The organism is Rhodococcus sp. DK176 (assembly GCF_038447315.2).
Classification (GTDB): Bacteria; Actinomycetota; Actinomycetes; order Mycobacteriales; family Mycobacteriaceae; genus Rhodococcus_F; species Rhodococcus_F jostii_A.
On sequence record NZ_CP118321.2, the window covers coordinates 4,637,139 to 4,660,032 of the forward strand.

22 protein-coding genes are annotated in these 22,894 nt (G+C 67.5%); 14 read left to right on the top strand and 8 right to left on the bottom strand.

Annotated elements, in window-relative coordinates; genetic code table 11:
• The first annotated feature begins 241 nt into the window (after positions 1–241).
• Positions 242–565, top strand: coding sequence for a WhiB family transcriptional regulator (locus tag PSR88_RS21935; RefSeq protein ID WP_005248496.1), 324 nt, complete (start codon positions 242–244; stop codon positions 563–565).
• A gap of 68 nt (positions 566–633) precedes the next feature.
• Here the strand turns inward: PSR88_RS21935 and PSR88_RS21940 are convergent, their stop codons facing one another.
• Both PSR88_RS21940 and PSR88_RS21945 read right to left on the bottom strand, forming a co-directional pair.
• Positions 634–1,773, bottom strand: a complete 1,140-nt coding sequence (locus PSR88_RS21940; RefSeq protein WP_011596758.1) for an ArsA family ATPase — start codon at positions 1,771–1,773, stop codon at positions 634–636.
• Entirely contained in the window at positions 1,770–2,786 is a 1,017-nt protein-coding gene (locus PSR88_RS21945) for an ArsA-related P-loop ATPase (RefSeq protein ID WP_016884524.1), read from the bottom strand. The genes PSR88_RS21940 and PSR88_RS21945 overlap by 4 nt, the downstream gene beginning before the upstream one ends.
• Positions 2,787–2,841: 55 nt before the next feature.
• Between PSR88_RS21945 and PSR88_RS21950 the strand changes: the two genes are divergently transcribed.
• Genes PSR88_RS21950 through PSR88_RS21960 form a run of 3 tightly spaced genes read left to right on the top strand, consistent with a single transcriptional unit; the run spans position 2,842 to position 4,284 of the window.
• On the top strand, positions 2,842–3,006 hold the full coding sequence (locus PSR88_RS21950) for a DUF4177 domain-containing protein (RefSeq protein WP_005248493.1): 165 nt from the start codon (positions 2,842–2,844) through the stop codon (positions 3,004–3,006).
• Between the two features lie 5 nt (positions 3,007–3,011).
• Complete coding sequence (locus PSR88_RS21955) at positions 3,012–3,488, top strand: RidA family protein (protein WP_009477371.1); 477 nt, start codon at positions 3,012–3,014, stop codon at positions 3,486–3,488.
• 4 nt (positions 3,489–3,492) lie between these two features.
• Positions 3,493–4,284: an MBL fold metallo-hydrolase gene (locus PSR88_RS21960; protein WP_016884525.1), complete on the top strand. Its 792-nt coding sequence runs from the start codon at positions 3,493–3,495 to the stop codon at positions 4,282–4,284.
• Positions 4,285–4,348: 64 nt separating this feature from the next.
• Here the strand turns inward: PSR88_RS21960 and PSR88_RS21965 are convergent, their stop codons facing one another.
• Positions 4,349–5,023 carry a Crp/Fnr family transcriptional regulator gene (locus PSR88_RS21965; protein ID WP_005256089.1) on the bottom strand — a complete coding sequence of 225 codons (675 nt, stop codon included), beginning with the start codon at positions 5,021–5,023 and terminating at the stop codon, positions 4,349–4,351.
• Positions 5,024–5,242: 219 nt separating this feature from the next.
• Positions 5,243–5,515, bottom strand: a complete 273-nt coding sequence (locus PSR88_RS21970; protein WP_005248489.1) for a hypothetical protein — start codon at positions 5,513–5,515, stop codon at positions 5,243–5,245.
• Between the two features lie 21 nt (positions 5,516–5,536).
• On the opposite strand from PSR88_RS21970, the gene nth reads away from it, so the two are divergent.
• Genes nth through marP form a run of 4 tightly spaced genes read left to right on the top strand, consistent with a single transcriptional unit; the run spans position 5,537 to position 9,002 of the window.
• Positions 5,537–6,382 carry an endonuclease III gene (gene nth, locus PSR88_RS21975; RefSeq protein WP_011596762.1) on the top strand — a complete coding sequence of 282 codons (846 nt, stop codon included), beginning with the start codon at positions 5,537–5,539 and terminating at the stop codon, positions 6,380–6,382.
• A 12-nt stretch (positions 6,383–6,394) separates the two neighbouring features.
• The gene (locus PSR88_RS21980) at positions 6,395–7,057 is read left to right on the top strand and encodes a TlpA family protein disulfide reductase (RefSeq protein WP_016884527.1); all 663 of its coding nucleotides are present in this window, start codon (positions 6,395–6,397) and stop codon (positions 7,055–7,057) included.
• A complete protein-coding gene (locus tag PSR88_RS21985; protein ID WP_005256094.1) occupies positions 7,054–7,815 on the top strand; it encodes an NUDIX hydrolase in 762 nt (253 codons plus the stop codon). Before PSR88_RS21980 ends, PSR88_RS21985 begins: the two co-directional genes overlap by 4 nt.
• Positions 7,812–9,002 (top strand): acid resistance serine protease MarP, encoded by a 1,191-nt coding sequence (gene marP / locus PSR88_RS21990; RefSeq protein ID WP_016884528.1) that lies wholly within the window; start codon positions 7,812–7,814, stop codon positions 9,000–9,002. The genes PSR88_RS21985 and marP overlap by 4 nt, the downstream gene beginning before the upstream one ends.
• 7 nt (positions 9,003–9,009) lie before the next feature.
• Here the strand turns inward: marP and PSR88_RS21995 are convergent, their stop codons facing one another.
• The 3 genes from PSR88_RS21995 to nhaA are packed head-to-tail and all read right to left on the bottom strand — an operon-like array spanning position 9,010 to position 11,714.
• On the bottom strand, positions 9,010–9,948 hold the full coding sequence (locus tag PSR88_RS21995) for an alpha/beta fold hydrolase (protein ID WP_011596764.1): 939 nt from the start codon (positions 9,946–9,948) through the stop codon (positions 9,010–9,012).
• 9 nt (positions 9,949–9,957) lie between these two features.
• Entirely contained in the window at positions 9,958–10,482 is a 525-nt protein-coding gene (locus tag PSR88_RS22000; RefSeq protein ID WP_009477378.1) for a phage holin family protein, read from the bottom strand.
• The gene (nhaA, locus tag PSR88_RS22005) at positions 10,479–11,714 is read right to left on the bottom strand and encodes a Na+/H+ antiporter NhaA (protein WP_016884530.1); all 1,236 of its coding nucleotides are present in this window, start codon (positions 11,712–11,714) and stop codon (positions 10,479–10,481) included. Before nhaA ends, PSR88_RS22000 begins: the two co-directional genes overlap by 4 nt.
• Positions 11,715–11,890: 176 nt before the next feature.
• Here nhaA and PSR88_RS22010 point away from each other — a divergent pair, with 176 nt between their 5' ends.
• Together PSR88_RS22010 and PSR88_RS22015 are read left to right on the top strand one after the other, a co-directional pair.
• Positions 11,891–13,276 carry an MFS transporter gene (locus PSR88_RS22010; RefSeq protein ID WP_011596767.1) on the top strand — a complete coding sequence of 462 codons (1,386 nt, stop codon included), beginning with the start codon at positions 11,891–11,893 and terminating at the stop codon, positions 13,274–13,276.
• 73 nt (positions 13,277–13,349) lie between these two features.
• Entirely contained in the window at positions 13,350–15,167 is a 1,818-nt protein-coding gene (locus PSR88_RS22015; protein ID WP_016884531.1) for an adenylate/guanylate cyclase domain-containing protein, read from the top strand.
• A gap of 51 nt (positions 15,168–15,218) precedes the next feature.
• Here PSR88_RS22015 and acs read toward each other — a convergent pair whose 3' ends face one another.
• Positions 15,219–17,183 carry an acetate--CoA ligase gene (gene acs, locus PSR88_RS22020; RefSeq protein WP_016884532.1) on the bottom strand — a complete coding sequence of 655 codons (1,965 nt, stop codon included), beginning with the start codon at positions 17,181–17,183 and terminating at the stop codon, positions 15,219–15,221.
• Between the two features lie 316 nt (positions 17,184–17,499).
• Between acs and PSR88_RS22025 the strand changes: the two genes are divergently transcribed.
• The 4 genes from PSR88_RS22025 to PSR88_RS22040 all read left to right on the top strand — a co-directional run bounded on the left by PSR88_RS22025 (position 17,500) and on the right by PSR88_RS22040 (position 22,876).
• On the top strand, positions 17,500–19,116 hold the full coding sequence (locus PSR88_RS22025) for an ABC transporter substrate-binding protein (RefSeq protein WP_011596770.1): 1,617 nt from the start codon (positions 17,500–17,502) through the stop codon (positions 19,114–19,116).
• 124 nt (positions 19,117–19,240) lie between these two features.
• Positions 19,241–20,167 (top strand): ABC transporter permease, encoded by a 927-nt coding sequence (locus PSR88_RS22030; protein ID WP_009477385.1) that lies wholly within the window; start codon positions 19,241–19,243, stop codon positions 20,165–20,167.
• Positions 20,160–21,134, top strand: coding sequence for an ABC transporter permease (locus tag PSR88_RS22035; protein WP_009477386.1), 975 nt, complete (start codon positions 20,160–20,162; stop codon positions 21,132–21,134). Before PSR88_RS22030 ends, PSR88_RS22035 begins: the two co-directional genes overlap by 8 nt.
• On the top strand, positions 21,131–22,876 hold the full coding sequence (locus PSR88_RS22040) for a dipeptide ABC transporter ATP-binding protein (RefSeq protein WP_016884533.1): 1,746 nt from the start codon (positions 21,131–21,133) through the stop codon (positions 22,874–22,876). The genes PSR88_RS22035 and PSR88_RS22040 overlap by 4 nt, the downstream gene beginning before the upstream one ends.
• Positions 22,877–22,894: the final 18 nt, after the last annotated feature.

A 22,894-nucleotide genomic window follows, 5' to 3' on the forward strand; every position in this document is an offset into this window, starting at 1 on the left:
CGATCTACAGACTACGTGGGGTCTGTGGGTGCGCTGGTTGGGCGCAGAATTCGGCCAGGAAAAAGCCCTGAGCACGGGGTATGGACGGGCGTACCAAAAAAGCGTGTTCTTCGTCTTGCGCGTTGCGGTTTCTTTACCTAAATTGTTGGAACAGTGTGATGGAGATAACACTCCATCGCTTATGTGGTGCAGCCTCGGCGTGCTAGGTGCTGGGTTGCGCAGACTCGAAGAGGGGAAACGAATGCACATGACCACCCCAACCAGCCGTCTGGACGTCGAGCAAGCAGAAGCGCGAATCGCCTGGGTCACCCAGGCCCGTTGCCGGGAAGTCGATCCCGATCAACTCTTTGTACGCGGCGCAGCACAGCGCAAGGCCGCAACCATTTGCCGGCATTGCCCGGTACTGATGCAGTGCGGAGCCGATGCTCTCGACAATCGTGTCGAGTTCGGCGTGTGGGGTGGCATGACGGAACGTCAGCGCCGGGCGTTGCTCAAGCAGCACCCCGAGGTGGAATCATGGTCCGATTTCTTCGAAGCTCAGCGGCAGCACCAGTCCGCTGTCTGACGTTCGGGATCTGATTCGCAGAACAGGTAAGACACAGGCGGGTGACCGGTTCTCCGGCAGCGAGCTGATCAGCTCGTGCGGGTGAGCTGGTCACCTACCGCTCTCAAGGCCTCGAGGTCCGACACCTCGAACGGCAGCGAGGGCACGCCGACGATCGGCACCCGAGGGTGGGCGGCCGTGAACCGGCTCAGCAATTGGACCTCACGCTTGGCGATCACCGCCCGATGGGCGTGGATCCGCAGCACAGCGGCGGTGAGGGGGTCTTGGTCCCCGAGTTGGTCGGCGGCAGTGACCGCATGATCGGCCGACAGGGAACTGAGAGTGGGGTGCGTCCGATTCAGGACGAGGCCCGCGAGCGGCATCTCGTCGCCCGCGAGCCGGTCGACGAAGAACGCCGCCTCCCGCAGTGCATCCGGCTCCGCCGCCGCGATCACCAGGAACTTCGTGCCCGGCTGCCGGAGCAATTCGTAAGTGCGCGTGGCTCTTTCCCGGAAACCACCGAACATCGAGTCCAGTGACTGCACGAAACTCGAGGCGTCCGACAGCATCTGACTGCCCACGATGGTGGAGACGCCGCGCAGGGCCAGGCCCATCGCACCGGTGACGAGCCGGGTGAGACCTCGACCCGGCGCGGTGAGCAGCCGGATCATGCGACCGTCGAGGAATGCGCCCAGACGCTGGGGCGCGTCGAGGAAGTCCAGGGCGTTGCGGGACGGCGGGGTGTCGACGATCACCAGGTCCCACTTGTCGCTGGAGGCGAGCTGCCCCAGCTTCTCCATCGCCATGTACTCCTGCGTTCCCGAGAACGAGGTGGCGACGGTCTGATAGAAGGGGTTCGCGAGAATCTGCTCCGCCTTCTCCGGTGTGGAGTGCTCGATCACCATCTCGTCGAACGTGCGACGCATGTTGAGCATCATGGCGTGCAGTTCGCCCGTCGCGTCCGGTCCGAGTTGGACGGGTTGCGGCGTGTTGTCGAGTTCCGCGACGCCGAGCGCCTGCGCGAGCCGGCGCGCCGGGTCGATGGTCAGCACGACCACCTTTCGCCCCTGCTCCGCCGCGCGCAGTGCCAGCGACGCGGCCGTGGTGGTCTTGCCGACGCCACCGGCGCCACAGCACACGACGATCCGCGTGGCCCTGTTCTCCAGAATCCCCGCGACATCGAGAGCGGAGGCGGTGCGGCGACGCTCGTGTTCAGTTGTCTGGGTCATCGGACACCCTGTTCCGTCAGATATTCGGCGAGTTCGTAGAGCCCGCCCAGGTCGACACCGTCGGCGAGGGACGGCAGATGCAGTCGCGCCCCGTCCACTTCGCTGAGTGCTCCGGCACTCTCCTCCTGCGCTTCGAGGACCGACGCGTGCTCGATCGTCTCGGTGAGCAAACCGGCGAAATCGTGTTCGTCGAGGGTGATCCCGCTCTTCTGCAGTCCGGCCCGGATGACCTCGGCGTCGATGCGGCCCTTCGCGGCGTCGGCCAGCGTCTCGGCAGGCAGGAACTGCGGGCTGGTGCGGTTGACCACGATGGTGCCCAGCCGCAGGTCGGCGCGGGCCAGTTCCTCTGCGGCGTCGGTGGTCTCCTGCACCGGAAGCGCCTCGAGCAGCGTCACGAGGTGGACGACGGTCTCGTCGGAGTGCAGCAGGCGCACCACGCCCTCACTCTGCGAACGCACCGGCCCGCCTTTCGCGAGGTCCGCCATCGCCTTCGTCACGTCGAGGAAGTTGCCGATCCGCCCGGTCGGCGGGGCGTCGACGACGACGGCGTCGTACACCCGCTTGCCGGACTTGTCGGTGCGGACGACACATTCCTTGATCTTGCCGGTCAGCAGCACGTCCCGAAGCCCGGGTGCGATGGTGGTCGCGAACTCGATGGCGCCGAACTTGCGCATCGCGCGGCCGGCGAAACCGAGGTTGTAGAACATCTCGAGGTATTCGAGGAAGGCGGTCTCGATGTCGATGGCCAGGGCCATGACCTCCCCGCCACCCTCGGCGGCCGCGACTTTCGTCTCCTGCGGCGGCAGCGGGGGCACGTCGAAGAGCTGGGCGATCCCCTGCCTGCCCTCGACTTCCACCAGCAGCACGCGACGCCCACCCTCGGCCAGCGCGAGAGCCAACGCGGCGGCCACCGTGGACTTTCCGGTGCCGCCCTTTCCGGAGACGAAGTGCAGCCGGGCCTGCGCGGCCTTCTCGGGCCACGTCGGGGTGAGCTGGTCTGGGGATGCAACCACGGGGTCGAGCCTATAAGTCTGGGAGCCGGGATGTGCGGGGGATAGGCTCACCGGCATGAGTGAATTGACTTCCTGGGAGTACGCCACCGTTCCGCTGCTCACACATGCGACCAAGCAGATCCTCGACCAGTGGGGCACCGACGGCTGGGAACTGGTGACGGTTCTGCCCGGGCCCACCGGTGAGCAGCACGTCGCGTACCTGAAGCGTCCGAAGGGCTGACGGCCGTGGCAGAGACACAGAACTGGTCCGCCCGCCTCGCCGAACTCGGCATCACGCTGCCGTCCGTCGTTCCGCCGGTGGCCGCCTACGTGCCCGCCGTGCGCACCGGCAACTACGTCTACACGTCGGGGCAGCTGCCGATCGTCGAGGGCAAGCTGACGATCGCGGGCAAGCTCGGCGCCGGCGTGTCGGACGAAGACGCCAAGGCCGCGGCCCGGGCGTGCGCACTCAACGCGCTGGCGGCGGTCGACGCGCTCGTGGGCATCGACTCGGTGGTGCGGATCGTGAAGGTCGTCGGATTCGTCGCGTCCGCCGAGGGATTCACCGGTCAGCCCGGTGTTGTGAACGGCGCTTCGGAATTCCTCGGCGAGGTGTTCGGCGACGCGGGTGCCCACGCACGTTCGGCTGTCGGCGTCGCGGAATTGCCGCTCGGCGCCCCCGTCGAGGTGGAGCTGATCGCCGAAGTGCAGCCGGAGTCGTAGTGCCATGACTCTTGCCCATCCGGCCTACGCCCAGGTGCGGGAGGTCACCCCGATCGTCTCGGTGATGCTCGAGAACAATCCCGGCATGATGACGCTCGACGGAACCAACACGTGGATTCTGCGTGCGCCGGGCCGGGACGAGTGTGTGGTGGTCGACCCGGGTGACGCCGACGAGGAGCATCTCGCCCGCGTTGCGGCGCTCGGACCGGTCGTGCTGACGCTGATCACTCACCGTCATTTCGACCACACCGGGGGAGTGCAGCGGTTCTTCGAACTCACCGGCGCGCCCGTGCGTTCGGTGGACCCCGAATTTCTCCGCGGCGGCGGCGAAACCCTCGTGGACGGCGAAACCATCGACGTCGCGGGACTCACCCTCACGGTGATCGCCACGCCCGGGCACACGAAGGATTCGGTGTCCTTCACCGTCGAAGGCGAGGGCACCGTCTTCACCGGCGACACGATCCTCGGCCGCGGCACCACCGTGCTCGACGACACGGACGGCGACCTCGGCGACTACCTGTCGTCGCTACGCCGCCTGCTGGACCTCGGAACCGGACACCGGGTCATGCCCGGCCACGGACCCGAACTGCCCGAACTGAACGTCGTCGCGCAGCAGTACCTCGATCATCGCGAGGAGCGACTCGACCAGGTGCGGGCCGCGATCGAGGCGCTCGGGGGCACACCCACCGTCCGCGAGGTGGTCGAGCACGTCTACTCCGACGTCGACCCCAAGTTGTGGCCGGTGGCGGAGAAGTCCGTCAACGTGCAGCTCGCCTACCTGCGCAGCCACGACTAACCACTGAAACGACTGCGGCCACCCCCTCGATAGGAGGGGGTGGCCGCAGTCGTAGGTGCGGGAACTACCGCGCGCGACGTGCCAGGCGCTCGGAGTCGGAGATCAGCACGCTCTTGCCTTCGAGGCGCAGCCATCCGCGGTGCGCGAAGTCGGCGAGCGCCTTGTTGACGGTCTCACGGGAAGCGCCGACGAGCTGGGCGATCTCTTCCTGCGTGAGGTCGTGCGTGACGCGGAGCGAGCCCGCCTCCTGGGTGCCGAACCGCTGCGCGAGCTGCAACAGCGCCTTGGCGACACGACCGGGGACGTCCGTGAAGATGAGGTCGGCCAGGTTGTTGTTGGTACGACGCAGACGGCGCGCGAGCACCCGCAGGAGCTGTTCGGCGATCTCGGGGCGGTGGTCGATCCATGCCTTGAGCGCTTCGCGGTCCATGCTGACCGCGCGGACCTCGGTGACCGTCGTGGCGGTGGACGTACGCGGGCCCGGGTCGAAGATGGACAGCTCACCGAACATGTCGGACGGGCCCATGATCGTCAGCAGGTTCTCACGGCCGTCCGGCGAGCGGCGGCCGATCTTCACCTTGCCCGAAACGATGATGTACAGGCGGTCACCGGGCTCACCTTCGTTGAAGATGACATGTCCGCGGGGGAAGTCGACAGGCTGCAGCTGCTTGGTCAGCGCCGCTACCGCTGAGGGCTCGACTCCTTGGAAGATGCCGGCTCTTGCCAGGACGTCGTCCACGTGCGCTCCTTGGGAATATTGTTCGTCTGTATGCATATTGTGCGCGATTTGCTGCATGTCGACGATGCCCCGGTGATCCGCGGCGTGTCGCTGTGCAACAGGTACGGCTCTGAAGTCTACGTTGAGACGGCTCGGTCTGAGTGACCGATACCACGGAAGTCGCAAAAGTTAACCGGGGGAAGCGGCCTGCGGTGTGCTGTTTCGGGGGCTTCCCAGCGCTCAGCTGGCGCGCCGCGAGCCCACTTCGGTGACGGCGGCGTCGTCGGATTCGAAGCCCGACCGACCCTTGCGCCGTCGATGGAAGCGTGCCAATGCGTGGGGAAAACCTTCGTGGGCCAGGGTGGCCACTTCGTCGTGACTTGCCTGGTCGAGGAACTCTTCCACCTCTTGCTGACGAACCGTGAGCCGGCGGAGTCTGAACTCCACCCGCTCCATTGCCAGCGCAAACAGCATCAGCAGCACTGGGAAGAGGACCACAGCGAGACCTTGCATACCGGGAAGTAAACACTGCAAATGTCTCAGAAGCGACACAGCGGCGATTCGGATCGGTCGGGTATCCGTAGAGTTGATCCCGTGCATGCGACCCCCAGCGACGGCTCCGAAGTGCGTGGACGCACCCGTTCGCGGGCCGCGAAGCAGGACGAAACCCGGCTCGGACTCGTCCGGCGCGCCCGGAGAATGAACCGGCGGCTCGCCGAGGCGTTCCCGCACGTCTACTGCGAGCTCGACTTCACCACCCCACTCGACCTCGCCGTCGCGACCATCCTCTCCGCGCAGTGCACTGACGTGCGGGTGAACATGGTGACGCCGGCGCTGTTCGCCCGCTATCCCGACGCCAAGGCGTACGCGGAGGCCGAACGCACCGAACTCGAGGAGTACATCCGGTCCACGGGTTTCTACCGAAACAAGACGAATTCTCTGATCGGGCTCGGGCAGGCTCTGCTCGAACGGTTCGACGGCGAGGTCCCCGGCAACCTGAAGGACCTCGTGACGCTGCCCGGGATCGGCCGGAAGACGGCCAACGTGATCCTCGGCAACGCGTTCGATGTGCCCGGAATCACCGTCGACACCCACTTCGGGAGGCTCGTCCGACGCTGGAAGTGGACCGAGGAGGAAGACCCGGTCAAGGTCGAGCACGCGATCGGCGCCCTGATCGAGCGCAAGGAGTGGACGCTGCTCTCGCACCGGGTGATCTTCCACGGCAGGCGCGTCTGCCACGCCCGCAAGCCCGCCTGCGGGGTGTGTGTGCTCGCCAAGGACTGTCCGTCGTACGGGCTCGGTCCGATCGATCCGGACGTCGCCGCCGAACTGGTTCGTGGACCGGAGACGGAGCATCTGCTGCGTCTGGCCGGCAGGTGAGGGTAGATACGAGTGTCTAGCGCAGCGCGGTGGAGTCTGGCCGCCCTCGTGGTCGTGGTGGCTCTCGTCGTCGCGATCTGGCCGCGGGGCGACGACGCGGAGACGCCGTCGTACCAGGATCGGTTCGGTTCGGGTGGTCGCACGCCGACAGCGGTGAGCGCCGATCCCGACGCGCTCGCGGCACTGAGGACGCAGGCGGGGCTGGCATCGTGCCCGGCCGCGACGGCCACGTCCGAGCCGTCGCCGGGTTCGGTCCTGTCCGGCATCACGCTGGAATGCGTGGGCGACGGCAGCCAGGTGGATCTGGCCGCCGCGCTCGGTGGTAAACCGGCGCTGCTGAACCTGTGGGCCTACTGGTGCGGCCCCTGCGCCGAGGAGCTGCCCTATATGCAGCAGTTTTCGGATCGTGCAGGCGACGCGGTTACCGTGCTTACGGTGCACACCGATCCCAACGAGGCCAGCGCGCTGTCCCGGCTCATCGATTACTCCGTCACCCTGCCCGGTGTGCAGGACGCCGACGGGCGTGTCCGCGCCGCGGTCGGAGCCCCGCCCGTCCTGCCCGTCTCGGTGCTGATCCGACCCGACGGCACGGTGGCCAAGGTCCTGCCGCAGCCGTTCCGCAGCGTCGACGAGATCGCGGACGCCGTCGAACAGAACCTGGGGGTGGCGGCATGACGAACTCCGTGGACGGTGTCGCCGTTCCGCCGTGGCTGCGCCGGGTCGTGCACCGGACCCCGGCCGACCCGCACAAGATCAACCCCGTCCTCGATCGTCGCGCACCCCGCGGCGCAACCACCCGTGAGGCGGCGGTGCTCGTGCTGTTCGGCGGCCCCGTCGAGGCGGACCCGCTGATGTCGGGAGGCCTGCCCGCCGACGCCGACATCCTGCTCACGCAGCGTGCGTCCACGATGCGTCAGCACAGTGGCCAGGTGGCATTCCCCGGCGGCGCCAGCGATCCCGGCGACGAGGGGCCCATCGCCACCGCTCTGCGCGAGGCGCAGGAGGAGACGGGACTCGACCCGTCCGGTGTCCGCCCGCTCGCCGTGCTCGAGGAGATCTTCATCCCGCCGTCCGGTTTCGACGTCACTCCCGTCCTCGCGTACTGGGAGAAGCCCAGCGAAGTCGGGGTGGTCGATCCCGCGGAGGCCGAACGTGTCGCCCGGGTGCCCGTGCACACCCTGATCGACCCGCGGAACCGGTTCCAGGTGCGTCACCCGGCCGGATACCAGGGGCCCGCGTTCGCCGTCGACGGCATGCTCGTGTGGGGTTTCACGGCCGGCATCCTGGCCGCGCTGTTCGCTGTCTCCGGCTGGGAACAGGAGTGGGACCGCCACGACATCCGCGACCTCGACACCGTCCTCGCCGAACTCGACAACGATCTGGACGACGACCATCTGACCCACGGTCACGGCCGGCCGGCGGCCGAGCGATGACGGGCTCGCACTGGATCGACCTGGCGATCGTGCTGATCGCCTTCGTCGCCGCGACGTCGGGCTGGCGGCAGGGCGCGGTGGCGTCGGTGCTGGCCTTCATCGGGGTCGTGCTCGGTGCGGTGGCGGGCATCCTGATCGCCCCGCACGTGCTGGTGCACGTGGACGAGGGCCGCGGTCGTGTGCTGGTCGGTATCGCCCTGATCGTGGTGCTGGTGATCGTCGGCGAAGTCGCGGGCATGGTCCTCGGCCGGGCCGCGCGGGGAAGCATGCACAGTCCGGTCGCGCGGTCCGTCGACAGCGTGATCGGCGCCTGCGTGCAGGCCGTCGCGGTGTTCGTCGCGGCGTGGCTGCTGGCGATCCCGCTCACGTCCTCGTCCCAGCCTCAGCTGGCGGCGGCGGTGCGCGGGTCGAGTGTCCTCGAAACGGTCGACAACATCGCGCCCGCCTGGATGCGGCAACTGCCCACCGAGTTCACCGCCCTGCTCGACACGTCCGGGCTTCCCGACGTCATCGGGCCGTTCGGGCGCACCCCCATCACGACCGTCGACCCGCCGGACGCCAGCGTCCTGCAGAGCCCCGTCGCGTCCTCGCTGCAATCGAGCGTGCTGCGGATCCGGGGTGTAGCCCCGAGCTGCCAGCGGGCGCTCGAGGGATCCGGATTCGTCGTGGCCCCCGACCGGGTGATGACCAACGCCCACGTGGTCGCGGGGACGGCGGGCATCGCCGTCGACACCGCGAACGGGCCGATGGACGCCGAGGTCGTGCTGTTCGACCCGTCCGCCGACGTCGCGGTGCTCGAGGTGCCCGGACTGGACGCCCCCGTCCTGAACTTCGCGCCCGAGCCGGCGCAGACCGGCGACAACGCCCTGGTGCTCGGCTACCCGGGCGGCGGGCCGTACACGGCCAGCGCCGCGCGTGTCCGGGAGATCCTGGACCTCAGTGGTCCCGACATCTACCGGGCGGGAACGGTCCAGCGTGAGGTGTACACGGTCCGCGGTTCCATTCGGCAGGGCAACTCGGGCGGCCCGCTCGTCGACAGCGACGGCCGGGTGCTCGGGGTGGTGTTCGGCGCCGCCGTCGACAACAGCGACACCGGGTTCGTGCTCACCGCCGCCGAGGTGTCGCGTCAGCTGCAGGCGGCGTCCGGGGCGTCCGTCGCCGTGGACACCGGGGCGTGCATCCTCTGACGGCCGGTCAGACCGTGCGGGGTGCGACGAGGTCCAGCAGGGCGGCGTTGACGCGTTCCGGGGCTTCCCAGTGCGCGTAGTGGCCGACACCGGTCACCGTCTGCATCTGCTGGGTGGGCGCGAAGCGGTGGCTGCGGCGCACGGTGTCCGCGAGCACGTACGGGTCGAGGTCGCCGTGGAGGTGCAGCACCGGGATCCGCAGCGTCTGATCCATCGACGCCATGAACCGGCTGCCGTCCGGACGGAACTGGCTGCGGAACGCCCACCGCTGGTACTCCAGGGTGCAGTGCGCGGTCCCGGGAATCTGGATCGCCGAGCGCATCCGTGACATCACGACGTCGAACTCCGGGTTCTCCGACCAGGCGGGGCCGGAGCGCTCACGGATCAACCGTTCGACCTCCGATCCGTTGTCCCGGGTGAGGCGACGTTCGGGACGCCACGGCACCTGGCAGGAGACGAACGAGGGCAGCAGGGCCTTGCGCTGGTAGCGGTCGTGGAGGACGGCCTGCTTGAGCGCGACGGGATGCGGCGAGCTGACCAGTGCGATCGACCGGACGAGGCGAGCGTGGAGGACGGCCGTCGCCCAGCAGACGAGTCCGCCGTCGGCGTGCCCGACGAGGGTGGCCTCGCCGTAACCCATGGCGCGGATCAGACCGGCGATGTCGCCGGCCAGCGTCCACCCGTCGTAGCCGCGCGGCGGTTTGTCGGAATCGCCGTAGCCGCGGAGGTCGACGGCGACAGCCCGATATCCCTCCGCGGACATCGCGGTCAGCTGATGGCGCCACGACCACCAGAAGTCCGCGAATCCGTGCAGCAGGACGACGAGCGGCGCATCCGGTGCGGATGCGCCGACCTCGACGGTGTGGAAGCGGATTCCGTTGGCGTGGATGTCGCGATGAATCCAGGGGCCGTCGAAACGGACGGTAGACGGATCGGGTGGTGCCACAGGAGCGAGTTACCGCGCGTGACGTCCGCTGGACGACGCGAGATGGGCTTCCGCGTCCGAATACGACGTCGGAAGGACCGTCTTGGCCTGCTTCAGGGAGTCGATGGTCTTCTCGGGCGCGCGGAGTTTGCGTACCCGCAGATAACCGAGCAGCGCGAGGAGCGCCGTCACCACGACCATGATCAGGAAGACGATCAGGAACGCCAGCCAGCGGGCGATCCACACGTCGAGGAGTTCGGCGAGGAAGAAGAAGAAGAAAAACGAGCTGAACAGCAGCACGGTGAACGCGAGGATGAAGAACAGGCTGCCCTGCAGGCCCTTCTTGACCTCACCGGTGACCTCGGCCTTGGCGAGCTCGACCTCGGCCCGGAACAGGGTGGACACCTGTGCGGTCGCATGCTTGACCAGCGTGCCGAGGCTCGCCTCGCCGGGTGTCTGAGCGTCCACGTCCGTGAGCGGGATCGACGACACCGTGTTCGGCACCCCGTCTCCCGTGTATCGCGGGCTGTCTCCCTTGCCGTGAGTGATGCTCACTTGTCGACCCCTCCAGGTAGCTCTTGCACGTCCGAGTCATCCTTCCGGGCCGCATGGGCCCGACCGCGTCGCCACAGTAACGCTGATCCGATCAGCGACGCTGTCAACGATGTCACGAGCACCGCGACCTTAGCTATCTCGGCCTCGCTGCCGTCACCGATTCCCGCAAGCGCGAGATCCGCTACGAGAAGGCTAACGGTGAACCCGATCGCACCGAGCACTGAGAGGGCAAACATGTCCCGGAACCCCAGTGCTCGCGGCTTCTTCGCGATACCCAGGCGGATCGCGAGCCAGGAGATGCCGAAGATGCCGACGGTCTTGCCGACGAGGAGCCCCGCGATCACGGACTGCGAGATGGGGTTGGTGAACAGCTGCCCGAGGAGCCCGCTGCTCAGGGCCACGCCGGACGCGAACAGGGCGAACACCGGGACGCAGACGCCCGCCGACAGCGGCTGGATGCGGTGCTCGAGGCGGGAGGCCGGGGATTCGCGCTCGCCGGGGTCGCGCCGGACGCGGGTGAGGAGGCCGAGAGCGACACCGGCGAGGGTGGCGTGGATTCCGGCGTCGTGCATGCAGTACCAGGTCAGCAGTGCGAGTGGAACGTAGAGCAGTGGGGTGGTGATGCGCCGGTGCTGGGCGAACGCGTAGACGGCCAGGCACGCGATGGCGCCCAGAAGCCACAGCAGGGCGATCGAGCTGGTGAACAGGACCGCGATGAGCACGATCGCGAGGAGGTCGTCGACGACGGCCAGGCTGAGCAGGAACACGCGGGCGCTCGTCGGGATGCGAGACCCGGTCAGCGCCAGCACTCCCAGTGCGAACGCGATGTCGGTGGCGACCGGGATCGCCCAGCCCCGGTCCATGCCGGGAGTGCCGGCGCCGATCGTCGCGGCGATGATCGCGGGCACCACCACACCGCCGCAGGCGGCGATGATCGGGAGGAGGGCGCGTTTGCGATCGGCGAGTTCGCCCACCACCAGTTCCCGCTTCAGTTCGAGGCCGGCGACGAAGAAGAAGACCGCCAGCAGCCCGTCCTGCGCCCACGTCCCGACCGTCAGGTTCAGGTGGAGCGCCTGCGGGCCGATCTGCCAGTCGCGCAGTGCGAAGTACGAATCCGAGACGGGGGAGTTCGCCCACACGAGGGCGATCGCCGCGGCGATCAGCAGGATCGAACCGCCGACCGTCTCGGTGCGGAGGTAGCGGGAGAGTTCGGAGCGGAGAGGCTGGGTCACCGGGGACGCTCGCTTTCGATGTGGTCCGGGTACGGCAAATGCTCTGCCGACCAGACTTCCCGGCGCACCGAGAAGAGCTTATCCAATTTGCCAAGCGAAAGACACGAGGTGTTCAATTCCTAAGAAATGGACTCTCGTCCCAATAGTTGAAATAGCATCGTGCAGGAGTAAGTCGAGTGAGCAGTGCCGTCGATACGTCGAAGCCAGATCCGGACGGCGGGGCCACCGTCGCCGGCGTACCCAGAAGCCGGATCGTCGTCGCGAGCATGGTGGGAACATCCATCGAGTTCTACGACTTCTACATCTATGCCACCGCGGCCGTGTCGGTGTTCCCACACCTGTTCTTCCCCAAGGGAAACGGCACCACCGCCTTGCTGGCATCGCTTGCCACGTTCGGTCTCGCCTTCGTCGCCCGGCCGCTCGGCTCGATCCTGTTCGGCCACTTCGGCGACCGCATCGGACGCAAGACGACGCTTGTCGGCTCACTCCTCACCATGGGCATCGCCACGTTCGTGATCGGACTGCTGCCGACGTACCACCAGATCGGCCTCGTCGCGCCCGCCCTGCTGGCGTTGATGCGTTTCTGCCAGGGTCTGGGACTGGGCGGTGAGTGGAGTGGCGCGGCGTTGCTCGCGACCGAGACCGCGCAGAAGGGCAAGCGGGCCTGGGCCGCCATGTGGCCGCAGCTCGGCGCACCCATCGGGTTCTTCCTCGCCAATGGTCTGTTCCTGATCATCACGCTGTTCCTGGACCACGACAACAGCAGTCCCGACCTGGACGGCGCGTTCCTGACGTGGGGCTGGCGTATCCCGTTCCTGCTCAGCGCGATCATGGTGATGATCGGCCTGTACGTGCGGCTGAAGCTCGAGGAGACGCCCGTGTTCGCCCGCGCGGTCGCGCGGGGCGAGAAGGTGAAGACCCCGCTGGCCGAGGTGTTCAAGACCAGCTGGCGTCAGCTGATCATCGGCACGTTCGTCATGCTCGCCACCTACACACTCTTCTACATCATGACCACCTGGGTGCTCAGCTACGGCACCGGCAAGACCCCCGCCCAGGGCGGCACCGGAGCCGGCTTCCACTACACCGACTTCCTCGTCCTCCAGCTGATCGCGGTCCTGTTCTTCGCGGCCGCCGTCCCCGTCTCCGGATGGCTGGCCGACCGCTTCGGCCGCCGCATCACGCTGCTCACGATCACCGGGCTCATCATGGTCTTCGGGCTCACGTTCGGTGTGATGCTGAACCAGGAAGGCATGGGCAACGCCCGCATGCTCGTATTCCTGGCCATCGGAATGTTGTTGATGGGCATGACGTTCGGGCCGATGAGCGCCGTTCTGCCCGAGCTGTTCCCGACCAACGTGCGCTACACGGGCTCGGGGATCGCCTACAACACCGCCAGCATCCTCGGCGCCGCCGTCGCGCCGTTCATCGCCACCTGGCTCGCCACGTCGTACGGCGTCGGCTGGGTCGGCATCTACCTGCTGATCGCCGCCGCGCTCACGTTCGTCGCGCTGCTCGTCATGCGCGAGACGCGCGACCAGTCGCTCGACGACGTAGGGGCGTAGCCCCCGTGCGTGGTTGACGAGTCCAGGGACTCGTCAACCACGCACGGGCCGCGCAGCGGCCTATAGTTCTTGCATGGCGAAAGCCGTGCTGCTGTCCAGGACGGCCCGGATCCGGCTGCCGAAGCAGGATCTGTGGTCGTTCCTCGCCGATACCGATCGGCTCAACCGCAACATCGATCTGTCGCCGGTGCACTTCGCTCCGATGCTGGACCGTCGGCGCAAGGGTCATTATTCGGCGGAGACCCGTTCGTACGGGCGGCGGGTGCGGTACGAGGAATTCCCGTTCGAGTGGATCGAGGGCCGCTTCTATCAGGTCCTTCGCCGCTTTGCCCGCGGTCCGCTCGCGGAGGTCTCCACGGGTGTCCGGCTTCGCCCGGCCGCCGACGGGACCGAGGTCGAGGTGTTCGCCCGGATCGTCCCGCGGACCTGGTTCGGGGCGATTGCGGCACGAACCCTGCTGGCCCGCACGGGCATCCGGAAGACGGTGGCGCTCGCGCGGGCGTTAGAACTCCACATCCGCGACCCGCACACGCATGCCGTGCCCGCCCTGCCGCCGCCGGAGCAACTCGACGCCGGCCGACTGGAACTCCGCACGGCACAGCTGTCTCGATCGCACGATGACCCGAACCTGATCGGGCGCTTGGAATCCCACCTGCGGACCGCGTCCGACCTGGAGGTGACGGGCATGCGGCCGTTCGAGCTGGCGGACCGCTGGGGGGTCGATCGGATGCAACTGCTGTACGTCTTCCTCCACGCCGCGGACTGCGGACTGCTGGACCTGAGCTGGAGCGTGCTGTGCCCGGTCTGCCGGACGGTCCGCGAAGACGCCGGTCGGATTCGACAGCTGGCGAGCCGCGTCCACTGCGACACGTGCGACATCGCCTTCGACACCGACCTGGCACGGTCGGTGGAGATCCGCTTCGACGTCAACCCGGCCGTCCGCCGGGCCGAGCGGGCCCGGTACTGCATCGGTGGTCCGGCGAATTCCCCGTCGGCGGTGGCGCAGCTGCGGCTCGAGCCGGGCGAGCAGCGGTCCGAGCGGCTCGAAGTCGACCCGGGGTGGCTGCGGCTCCGGTGCTATCAGGTGGGCACCCCGGTGGCCTGCGAGGTCGGCCCTGCCGGTGGAACGCTGCGGGTCGAGTGCGGGCCCGGCGAACTCCGGGTGCATGGTTCGCCCGACACCGACGGCGCTTTACGGCTGGAGGTCGACAACCGGCTCCCCGGCGAAGCGCTGGTGGTGGTCGAGCGGGAGCGGTGGAAGGACGCCGCGGCGACCGGCGCGCTCGTCACGTCGCTCGACGGTTTCCAGGACCTGTTCCCGGATCAGGGGGTGGCGCCCGGCGACGAGATCGGGATAGCGAACCTGGCGGTGCTGTTCACGGATCTGAGCGGTTCGACCGCCCTGTACGAGCGGATCGGGGACGTCCGGGCGTTCGCGTTCGTGCAGAGCCATTTCCGCTACCTGCGTGACGCCGTGGTGCGCGAGAACGGCGGTGTCGTGAAGCAGATGGGCGACGCGGTCATGGCGACGTTCGCCGATGCGAGGGAGGCCTGGTCGGCGGCGTCGACGATGCAGTCCGGCTGGGACGACTTCCGTCGCGGGCACCTCGGCGACGACGACTCGGTGGCGTTGAAGGTCGGGCTGCATCAGGGGCCCGCCGTGATGATCGACAACGACGGCCGGATCGACTACTTCGGCGCGACCGTCAACTTGGCGGCGCGGGTGCAGGGTTGTGCGGCGGGCGGCGACATCGTCCTGTCCCGGGCCGTTCACGACGACCCGGAGGTGGCGCCGCTGCTGGCGGAATCGGACTACGGGTGCAACGTCTTCACGACCGGTCTGAAGGGTATCGGCGAGGAGCAGACGCTGTGGCGGCTTCGCCGCCCGTGAGTGGTTGAGGAGTGCAGGGACTCGTCAACCACTCACGGGGCGCGGAGCGCCCTACTTGCCGCGGATCGCGTCGAAGACCTTGGGGTCGACGAGCGTGGAGGTGTCGCCGAGGTCGCGGCCTTCGGCGATGTCCTTGAGCAGGCGACGCATGATCTTGCCGGAGCGCGTCTTGGGGAGTTCGGGGACGATCGTGATCTGGCGGGGCTTGGCGATCGGGCTGATCTCCCGGGACACTTCGGCCTTGAGTTCGGCGATGAGGGTGTCGCCGGTGTTCTCCACGCCCTCGCGGAGGATGACGAACGCGACGATGCCCTGGCCGGTGGTCTCGTCCGCGGCGCCGACGACGGCGGCCTCGGCGACACCGTGGTGTCCGACGAGGGCGGATTCGACCTCGGAGGTGGAGATGCGGTGTCCGGAGACGTTCATGACGTCGTCGACGCGGCCGAGCACCCACAGGGCGCCGTCCTCGTCGTACTTGGCGCCGTCGCCGGCGAAGTACCAGCCCTGCTCGGGGTAGCGGGACCAGTAGGTTTCGCGGTAGCGGTCCATGTCGCCCCAGATGCCGCGGAGCATCGCCGGCCACGGCTTGTCGAGCACGAGGTAGCCGGAGCCGCCGGCGCCGAGTTCGTTGGCGTCGTCGTCGACGATCTTCGCGGAGATACCGGGCAGGGGTGCCATCGCCGATCCGGGTTTGGTGGCGGTGATCCCGGGGAGTGGGGAGATCATGATCGCGCCGGTCTCGGTCTGCCACCAGGTGTCGACGATCGGGGCTTTGTTTCCGCCGATCACCTCGCGGAACCACTTCCAGGCCTCGGGGTTGATCGGTTCGCCGACCGAGCCGAGGAGCCGGATCGAGGTCAGGTCGTGGGCGTCGGGAATGTCCCTGCCCCACTTCATGAAGGTGCGCACCAGGGTGGGTGCGGTGTAGTAGATGCTGACGCCGTACTTCTCGATGATCTGGAAGTGGCGGTGCTCGTCGGGGGAGTTCGGAGTGCCCTCGTAGACCACCTGGGTGACACCGTTCGAGAGTGGCCCGTAGACGATGTAGCTGTGGCCGGTGACCCAGCCGATGTCGGCGGTGCACCAGTACACGTCTTGGCCGGCCTTGTGGTCGAAGACGTTGTGGTGGGTGTACGACGCCTGGGTGAGGTAGCCGCCGGAGGTGTGGATGATGCCCTTGGGCTTTCCGGTGGTGCCGGAGGTGTACAGGATGAACAGCGGGTGCTCGGAGTCGAACGGCTGCGCCTGATGGGTGCCCTCCGCCTTCTCGACGGTCTCGTGCCACCACAGGTCACGGCCCTCGGTGACCTCGACGTCGATGCCGGTGCGTTTGACGACGAGCACGTGCTTGACGGACTCGGCGCCGTTGACGGCCTCGTCGACGGCGGGCTTGAGGGGTGCGGCCTGGCCGCGGCGCCACTGTCCGTCGACGGTGACGACGAGCTTGGCTTCGGCGTCGTCGATGCGTGAGCGCAGGGCGCTGGCGGAGAAGCCGGCGAACACCACCGAGTGGGTCAGGCCGAGGCGGGCGCAGGCGAGCATGGTGACGATGGCCTCGGGGATCATCGGCATGTAGATCGCGACGCGGTCGCCGGCGACGAGTCCGAGGTCGGTGAAGGTGTTGGCGGCCTTGCTGACTTCGGCGAGCAGGTCGTTGTAGGTCAGGTCGCGGGTGTCGCCCGGTTCGCCCTCGAAGTGGATGGCGACGCGGTCGCCGTTGCCCGCGAGGACGTGGCGGTCGACGCAGTTGTAGGCGACGTTGAGCCGTCCGTTCACGAACCACTTCGCGACGGGGGCGTCGGACCAGTCGAGGACTTCGGAGAAGGGGGCGTGCCAGTGCAGGCGCTCGGCCTGCTTCGCCCAGAATGCGAGGCGGTCTTCGTCGGCGGCGGCCTGGAGGTCGGGGCCGGCGTTCGCCGTGGCGGTGAACTCGGGGCTCGGGGGATACACCTGCGGGACGGAATCAGAATGTTCCGACTTCTCCGTCGCTCCGCTCGCCTGTGCTGCACTGGTCATTGTGGCCCGGCCTTCTTTCCAGTCTCGAATTCGGCACTTCTAGCACGTGTGAGGGTAGTCACATGGTCTCCCGCGCGCACCGTTGCACAGGGTTGCATGCCCATATTCTGCGACGATCGGTCGACTGGACGCGACGGACGGCGATCGGGTGCGACGAGTGGAGACCCCTGCGCCGACGATGTTTCGATCAGGTGCCGATTGCACGAGTTTCGCCCGTCGTGGCTACACAGATTGAAACGTTGACTTATCGTCATCCCATCATTCGGGCTGCGCCCGGAACCGCTGCCCGGAACCATGCAGATCTGGGAGGATCGTTTTGCGCATCACACGTGTGGCAACCGCCGTTCTGGCGGTCGGCCTGGCAGCAGGGATGCTGTCCGCCTGCTCGTCCGGAGATTCGACGAGCGGGGGTGGTAGCGGAATCGTCAACGCCTGGGCAGGTGAACCGCAGAATCCGTTGATTCCCACCAATACCAGCGAGAATCAGGGTGGCCGCGTCGTCGATTCGCTCTTCGCAGGGCTCGTCTCCTACGACGCGGACGGCGGGGTGAACAACGAGGTTGCCGAGTCGATCGAGACGACCGACGGCAAGAACTTCACCGTGAAGCTGAAGGACGGCTGGACGTTCACGGATGGCACGCCGGTCACGGCGGCCTCGTTCGTCGACGCCTGGAATTACGGCGCGCTGTCCACGAATGCACAGATCCAGGCGTCCTTCTTCGACCCGATCCAGGGCTACGACGAGGTGGCCGCCGAGAACCCGACGGCGCAGACCATGTCGGGACTGAAGGTGGTTGACGACTCCACGTTCACGATCGAACTGAAGCAGCCCGAGTCGGCCTTCCCGGACCGCCTCGGGTTCGCGGCCTACTACCCGCTGCCTGCGGTGGCGTACCAGGACATGGCCGCGTTCGGCGAGAATCCCATCGGCAACGGCCCATACATGATGTCCGGCCCCGGAGCGTGGCAGCACAACGTCCGGATCGACACCGTCGTGAACCCCGACTACAACGGCAACCGCAAGCCGAGGAACGCCGGCGTCGACTTCGTCATGTACAACAGCCTCGACACGGCGTACACGGATCTGCTCGCCGGCAACGTCGACGTCCTCGACCAGGTGCCGCCGAGCGCGGTCACCACGTTCGAGACCGACCTGCCGGGCCGCACCGTGAACCAGCCGTCCGCGACCATCGAGACGTTCACGATCCCGGGCCGTCTGCCGCACTTCAGCGGTGAGGAGGGCACGCTGCGCCGCCAGGCCATCTCGATGGCGATCAACCGCGATCAGATCACCCAGCAGATCTACAACAACACCCGCACCCCCGCGCTCGACTTCACCAGCCCCGCCATCGAGGGCTGGTCGGATTCGCTCGTCGGCAACGGCAACCTGAAGTACGACCCGGAGGTGGCGAAGAGGCTGTGGGCCCAGGCCGATGCCATCGCACCGTGGTCGGGCAGTTTCGAGATCGCGTACAACGGCGACGGCGGCCACAAGGAATGGGTCGATGCCACCGCCAACAACATCCGCAACACCCTCGGTATCGACGCGAAGGGCAAGGAGTACCCCACGTTCGCGCAGATCCGCACGGAGGCCACCAACCGCACCATCCCCAGCGCGTTCCGTTCGGGCTGGCAGGGCGACTACCCGCAGCAGTACGGCTTCCTCGCGCAGAACTACCAGACCGGTGGCAGCTCCAACGACGGCGACTACTCGAACCCCGAGTTCGACCGGCTCCTGCGCGCCTCCGCGGGTGAGGTCGATCCCGGCAAGGCCCAGGAACTGCTGAATCAGGCGCAGGAAGTTCTCCTGCGCGACCTGCCCGCCGTCCCCACGTGGTACCGCAACGCCGCCAGCGGCTGGTCGGAGAACGTGTCGAACGTGGTCATCGATTGGAAGGGCATTCCGATGTACTCCGACATCGAGAAGAACTGACGCACTGGAGATTCTTCGACGACGGGTGGGGCCGCGAGCTGTCAGTTCGCGGCCCCGCTCGGGAGTACGAGCCGAGGCTACGGATTCCTGACGTCACTGCTCCCGACGAATAGGAGGTGATCCGATGCTCTGGTACGTCGGTCGCCGTTTGCTCCAGATGATCCCCGTTTTTCTCGGGGCCACGTTCCTGATCTACGCGATGGTGTTCCTGCTGCCCGGAGACCCCATCGCCGCGCTGGCCGGCGACAAGGCACTCAGCCCCGCGGTGGCGGCCCAACTCCGTGAGCGATACCACCTCGACGAGCCGTTCCTGACGCAGTACCTCCTGTATCTGAAGGGCATCTTCACCCTCGACTTCGGTACGTCCTTCTCCGGCCGCGCCGTCAGTGAGGTTCTGGCGCAGGCATTCCCGATCACCATCAAGTTGTCCCTGATGGCACTCGCCATCGAGGGGATCTTCGGGGTCGGCTTCGGCCTGTGGGCCGGACTCCGCAAGGGCGGCATCTTCGACAGTTCCGTCCTCCTCGTGAGCCTGGTGATCATCGCGATCCCGATCTTCGTCATCGGCTTCCTGGCCCAGTTCTTCGTCGGCGTGAAATGGGGGCTGGTGCCGCCGACGGTCGGGGGGAACACCAGTTTCAAGAATCTGCTGCTGCCCGCGTTCGTCCTCGGGTCGGTGTCGTTCGCGTATGTACTCCGGCTCACCCGGACTTCGGTCGCCGAGAACCTCACCGCCGACTACGTGAGAACCGCCACGGCCAAGGGCCTTTCGCGGCGCCGCGTGGTGCAGGTGCACGTGCTGCGGAACTCGCTGATCCCGGTGGTCACGTTCCTGGGCGCCGACCTCGCCACCCTGATGGGCGGCGCGATCGTCACGGAGGGCATCTTCAACATCAACGGTGTCGGCGGCACGATCTATCAGGCGGTCACCCGCGGTGAGGCGCCGACGGTGGTGTCCTTCGTGACGGTGCTGATCGTCATCTATCTGCTCGCCAACCTGCTCGTCGACCTCCTGTACGCCGCGCTCGACCCGAGGATTCGCTATGTCTGAGAAAGTGGAGAACGAGTCGCCTCGGACGGGCGACCGGAAGACCCGGCAGGCGCATTTCGTGGCACCCGAAGAAGTGGCGGCGCCGGGAGAGACCGACGCCGTCCACATCGACCAGCCGCCGACGAGCATGTGGTCGGATGCGTGGCGGGACCTCCGCAAACGTCCGCTGTTCCTGGTCGCCACGGTGATCATCGTGGTGGTGATCGCCGTTGCGGCTTTCCCCGGTCTGTTCACCGGCACCGATCCCAGGTTCTGCGATCTCGCGTTCAGCATGCAGGGGCCGTCGTCGGGGCACTGGTTCGGATTCGACAAGCAGGGCTGCGACATCTATTCCCGCACGATCTACGGGGCGCGGGCGTCGGTGCTGGTGGGTGTCGGGGTCACGTCGATCGTGCTCGTCGTGGGCGTGGTGTTCGGTGCGGTCGCCGGGTACTACGGCGGCTGGGCCGACTCGCTGCTGTCCCGGGTGGCCGACATCTTCTTCGGCATCCCGCTCATCCTCGCCGCGATCGTCCTGATGCAGCTGTTCGCCAACCGCACCATCTGGACGCTGATCGTCGTCCTCGCCCTGTTCGGCTGGCCTCAGATGGCGAGAATCGCTCGCGGCGCAGTGATCTCGGCGAAGAACAACGACTACGTGATGGCGTCGCGGGCGCTCGGGGTGTCGAACATGCGCACCCTCGTCCGGCACGTGCTGCCCAACTCCCTCGCCCCAATCATCGTGATCGCGACCATCTCGCTTGGCATCTACATCGTGGCCGAGGCGACGCTGTCTTTCCTCGGCATCGGTCTGCCGTCCACCGAGATCTCCTGGGGCGGAGACATCAGCACCGCCCAGGTCACGCTGCGTCAGGGGTCGCCGATCCTCTTCTATCCGGCGACCGCGCTGGCGATCACGGTGCTCGGTTTCATCATGATGGGCGACGCTCTGCGGGACGCGCTCGATCCCAAGGCCAGGAAGAGGTGAGCGCGGTGTCCACGAACGAACCAGCCGGACCGCAGAATTCGGCCGACGAGGTGCCGCTGCTCGAGATCCGGGACCTGGAAGTGTCGTTCCAGTCCCATTCCGGGCTCGTGCCCGCGGTGCGCGGTGTCAGCCTCACGGTGTATCCCGGGCAGACGGTGGCGATCGTCGGCGAGTCCGGTTCGGGCAAGTCCACGACCGCCCACGCGATCATCAACCTGCTGCCCGGAACGGGAAAGGTGACCGGCGGCCGGATCCTGTTCGAGGGGCAGGACCTCGCGGAGGCGTCCGAGCGCGAGTTCGTCGCGCTGCGCGGTCAGAAGATCGGCCTCGTCCCGCAGGACCCGATGTCCAACCTCAACCCGGTGTGGAAGGTCGGCTTCCAGATCGAGGAGGCGTTGGAAGCCAACGGGATCGCGAAGGGCAAGGCCGCGAAGGCGCGTGCCGCCGAGCTGCTCGAGGAGGCCGGACTCGCCGACGCCGAGGACCGCCTGGGCCAGTATCCGCACGAGTTCTCCGGCGGCATGCGCCAGCGCGCCCTCATCGCCATCGGGCTGTCGGCCCGCCCGCAACTGCTGATCGCGGACGAGCCCACGTCGGCACTCGACGTTACGGTCCAACGCCAGATCCTCGACCATCTGGACGGTCTCACCAACGAGCTGGGTACCGCGGTCCTGCTCATCACCCACGACCTCGGCCTGGCCGCCGAGCGGGCCGAGCACCTGATCGTCATGAGCAAGGGGCGGGTGGTCGAGGCGGGGCCGGCGCTGGAGATCCTGCAGCGGCCGCGCCACCCGTACACCCGGAAGCTGGTGGCCGCGGCGCCGTCGCTGGCGTCGCAACGCCGGAGTTCTTCACTGGCCCGGGCGGACATCCGGGAGCACGCCCTCGAGGTGGTGGGCGAGGCCGAACAGCACGGCGAGATCGGCGTCGAGTTCGGCAACGCCACCGACGACGTGGTCGTCGCCACCGGACTGACCAAGGTGTTCAAGATCCGGCACGGGCTACGGAAGTCCACCGACTTCACCGCGGTCGACGACGTCTCCTTCGCGGTCCGGCGCGGAACGACAACGGCCATCGTCGGCGAGTCGGGGTCGGGCAAGTCGACGGTCGCGCAGATGGTCCTCGGGCTTCTCGCGCCGACGTCGGGGAATGTCGTGTTCGACGGCAAGGACGTCGCGACGCTGGACCGCCGGGAGACGCTCGCGTTCCGTCGCCGGGTGCAGCCGATCTTCCAGAACCCGTACGGCACGCTCGACCCGATGTACTCGATCTTCCGCACCGTCGAGGAGCCCCTCCGCACCCACAAAGTGGGGACGAAGGCGGAGCGGGAAGCGCGGGTCCGCGACCTGCTGGACAAGGTGGCGCTGCCGGCGTCGGTGATGCGGAGGTTCCCGAACGAGCTGTCCGGTGGCCAGCGGCAGCGGGTGGCGATCGCCCGGGCGCTGGCGCTGCAGCCGGAGATGGTGGTGTGCGACGAGGCGGTGTCGGCGCTCGACGTGCTGGTCCAGGACCAGATCCTGACGCTGCTGAACGACCTGCAGGCGGAGCTGGGGTTGACGTACCTGTTCATCACCCACGACCTGGCGGTGGTGCGGCAGATCGCCGACGACGTGCTCGTCATGTCCACTGGCGCGATCGTGGAGAAAGCGACCACGGATGAGATCTTCACGTCACCGAAGGAGGAGTACACGCGGAAGCTGCTGGACGCGATTCCGGGCGGATCGATCCGGCTCGGCGCCTGACGCTGGACGGCGCCGGGT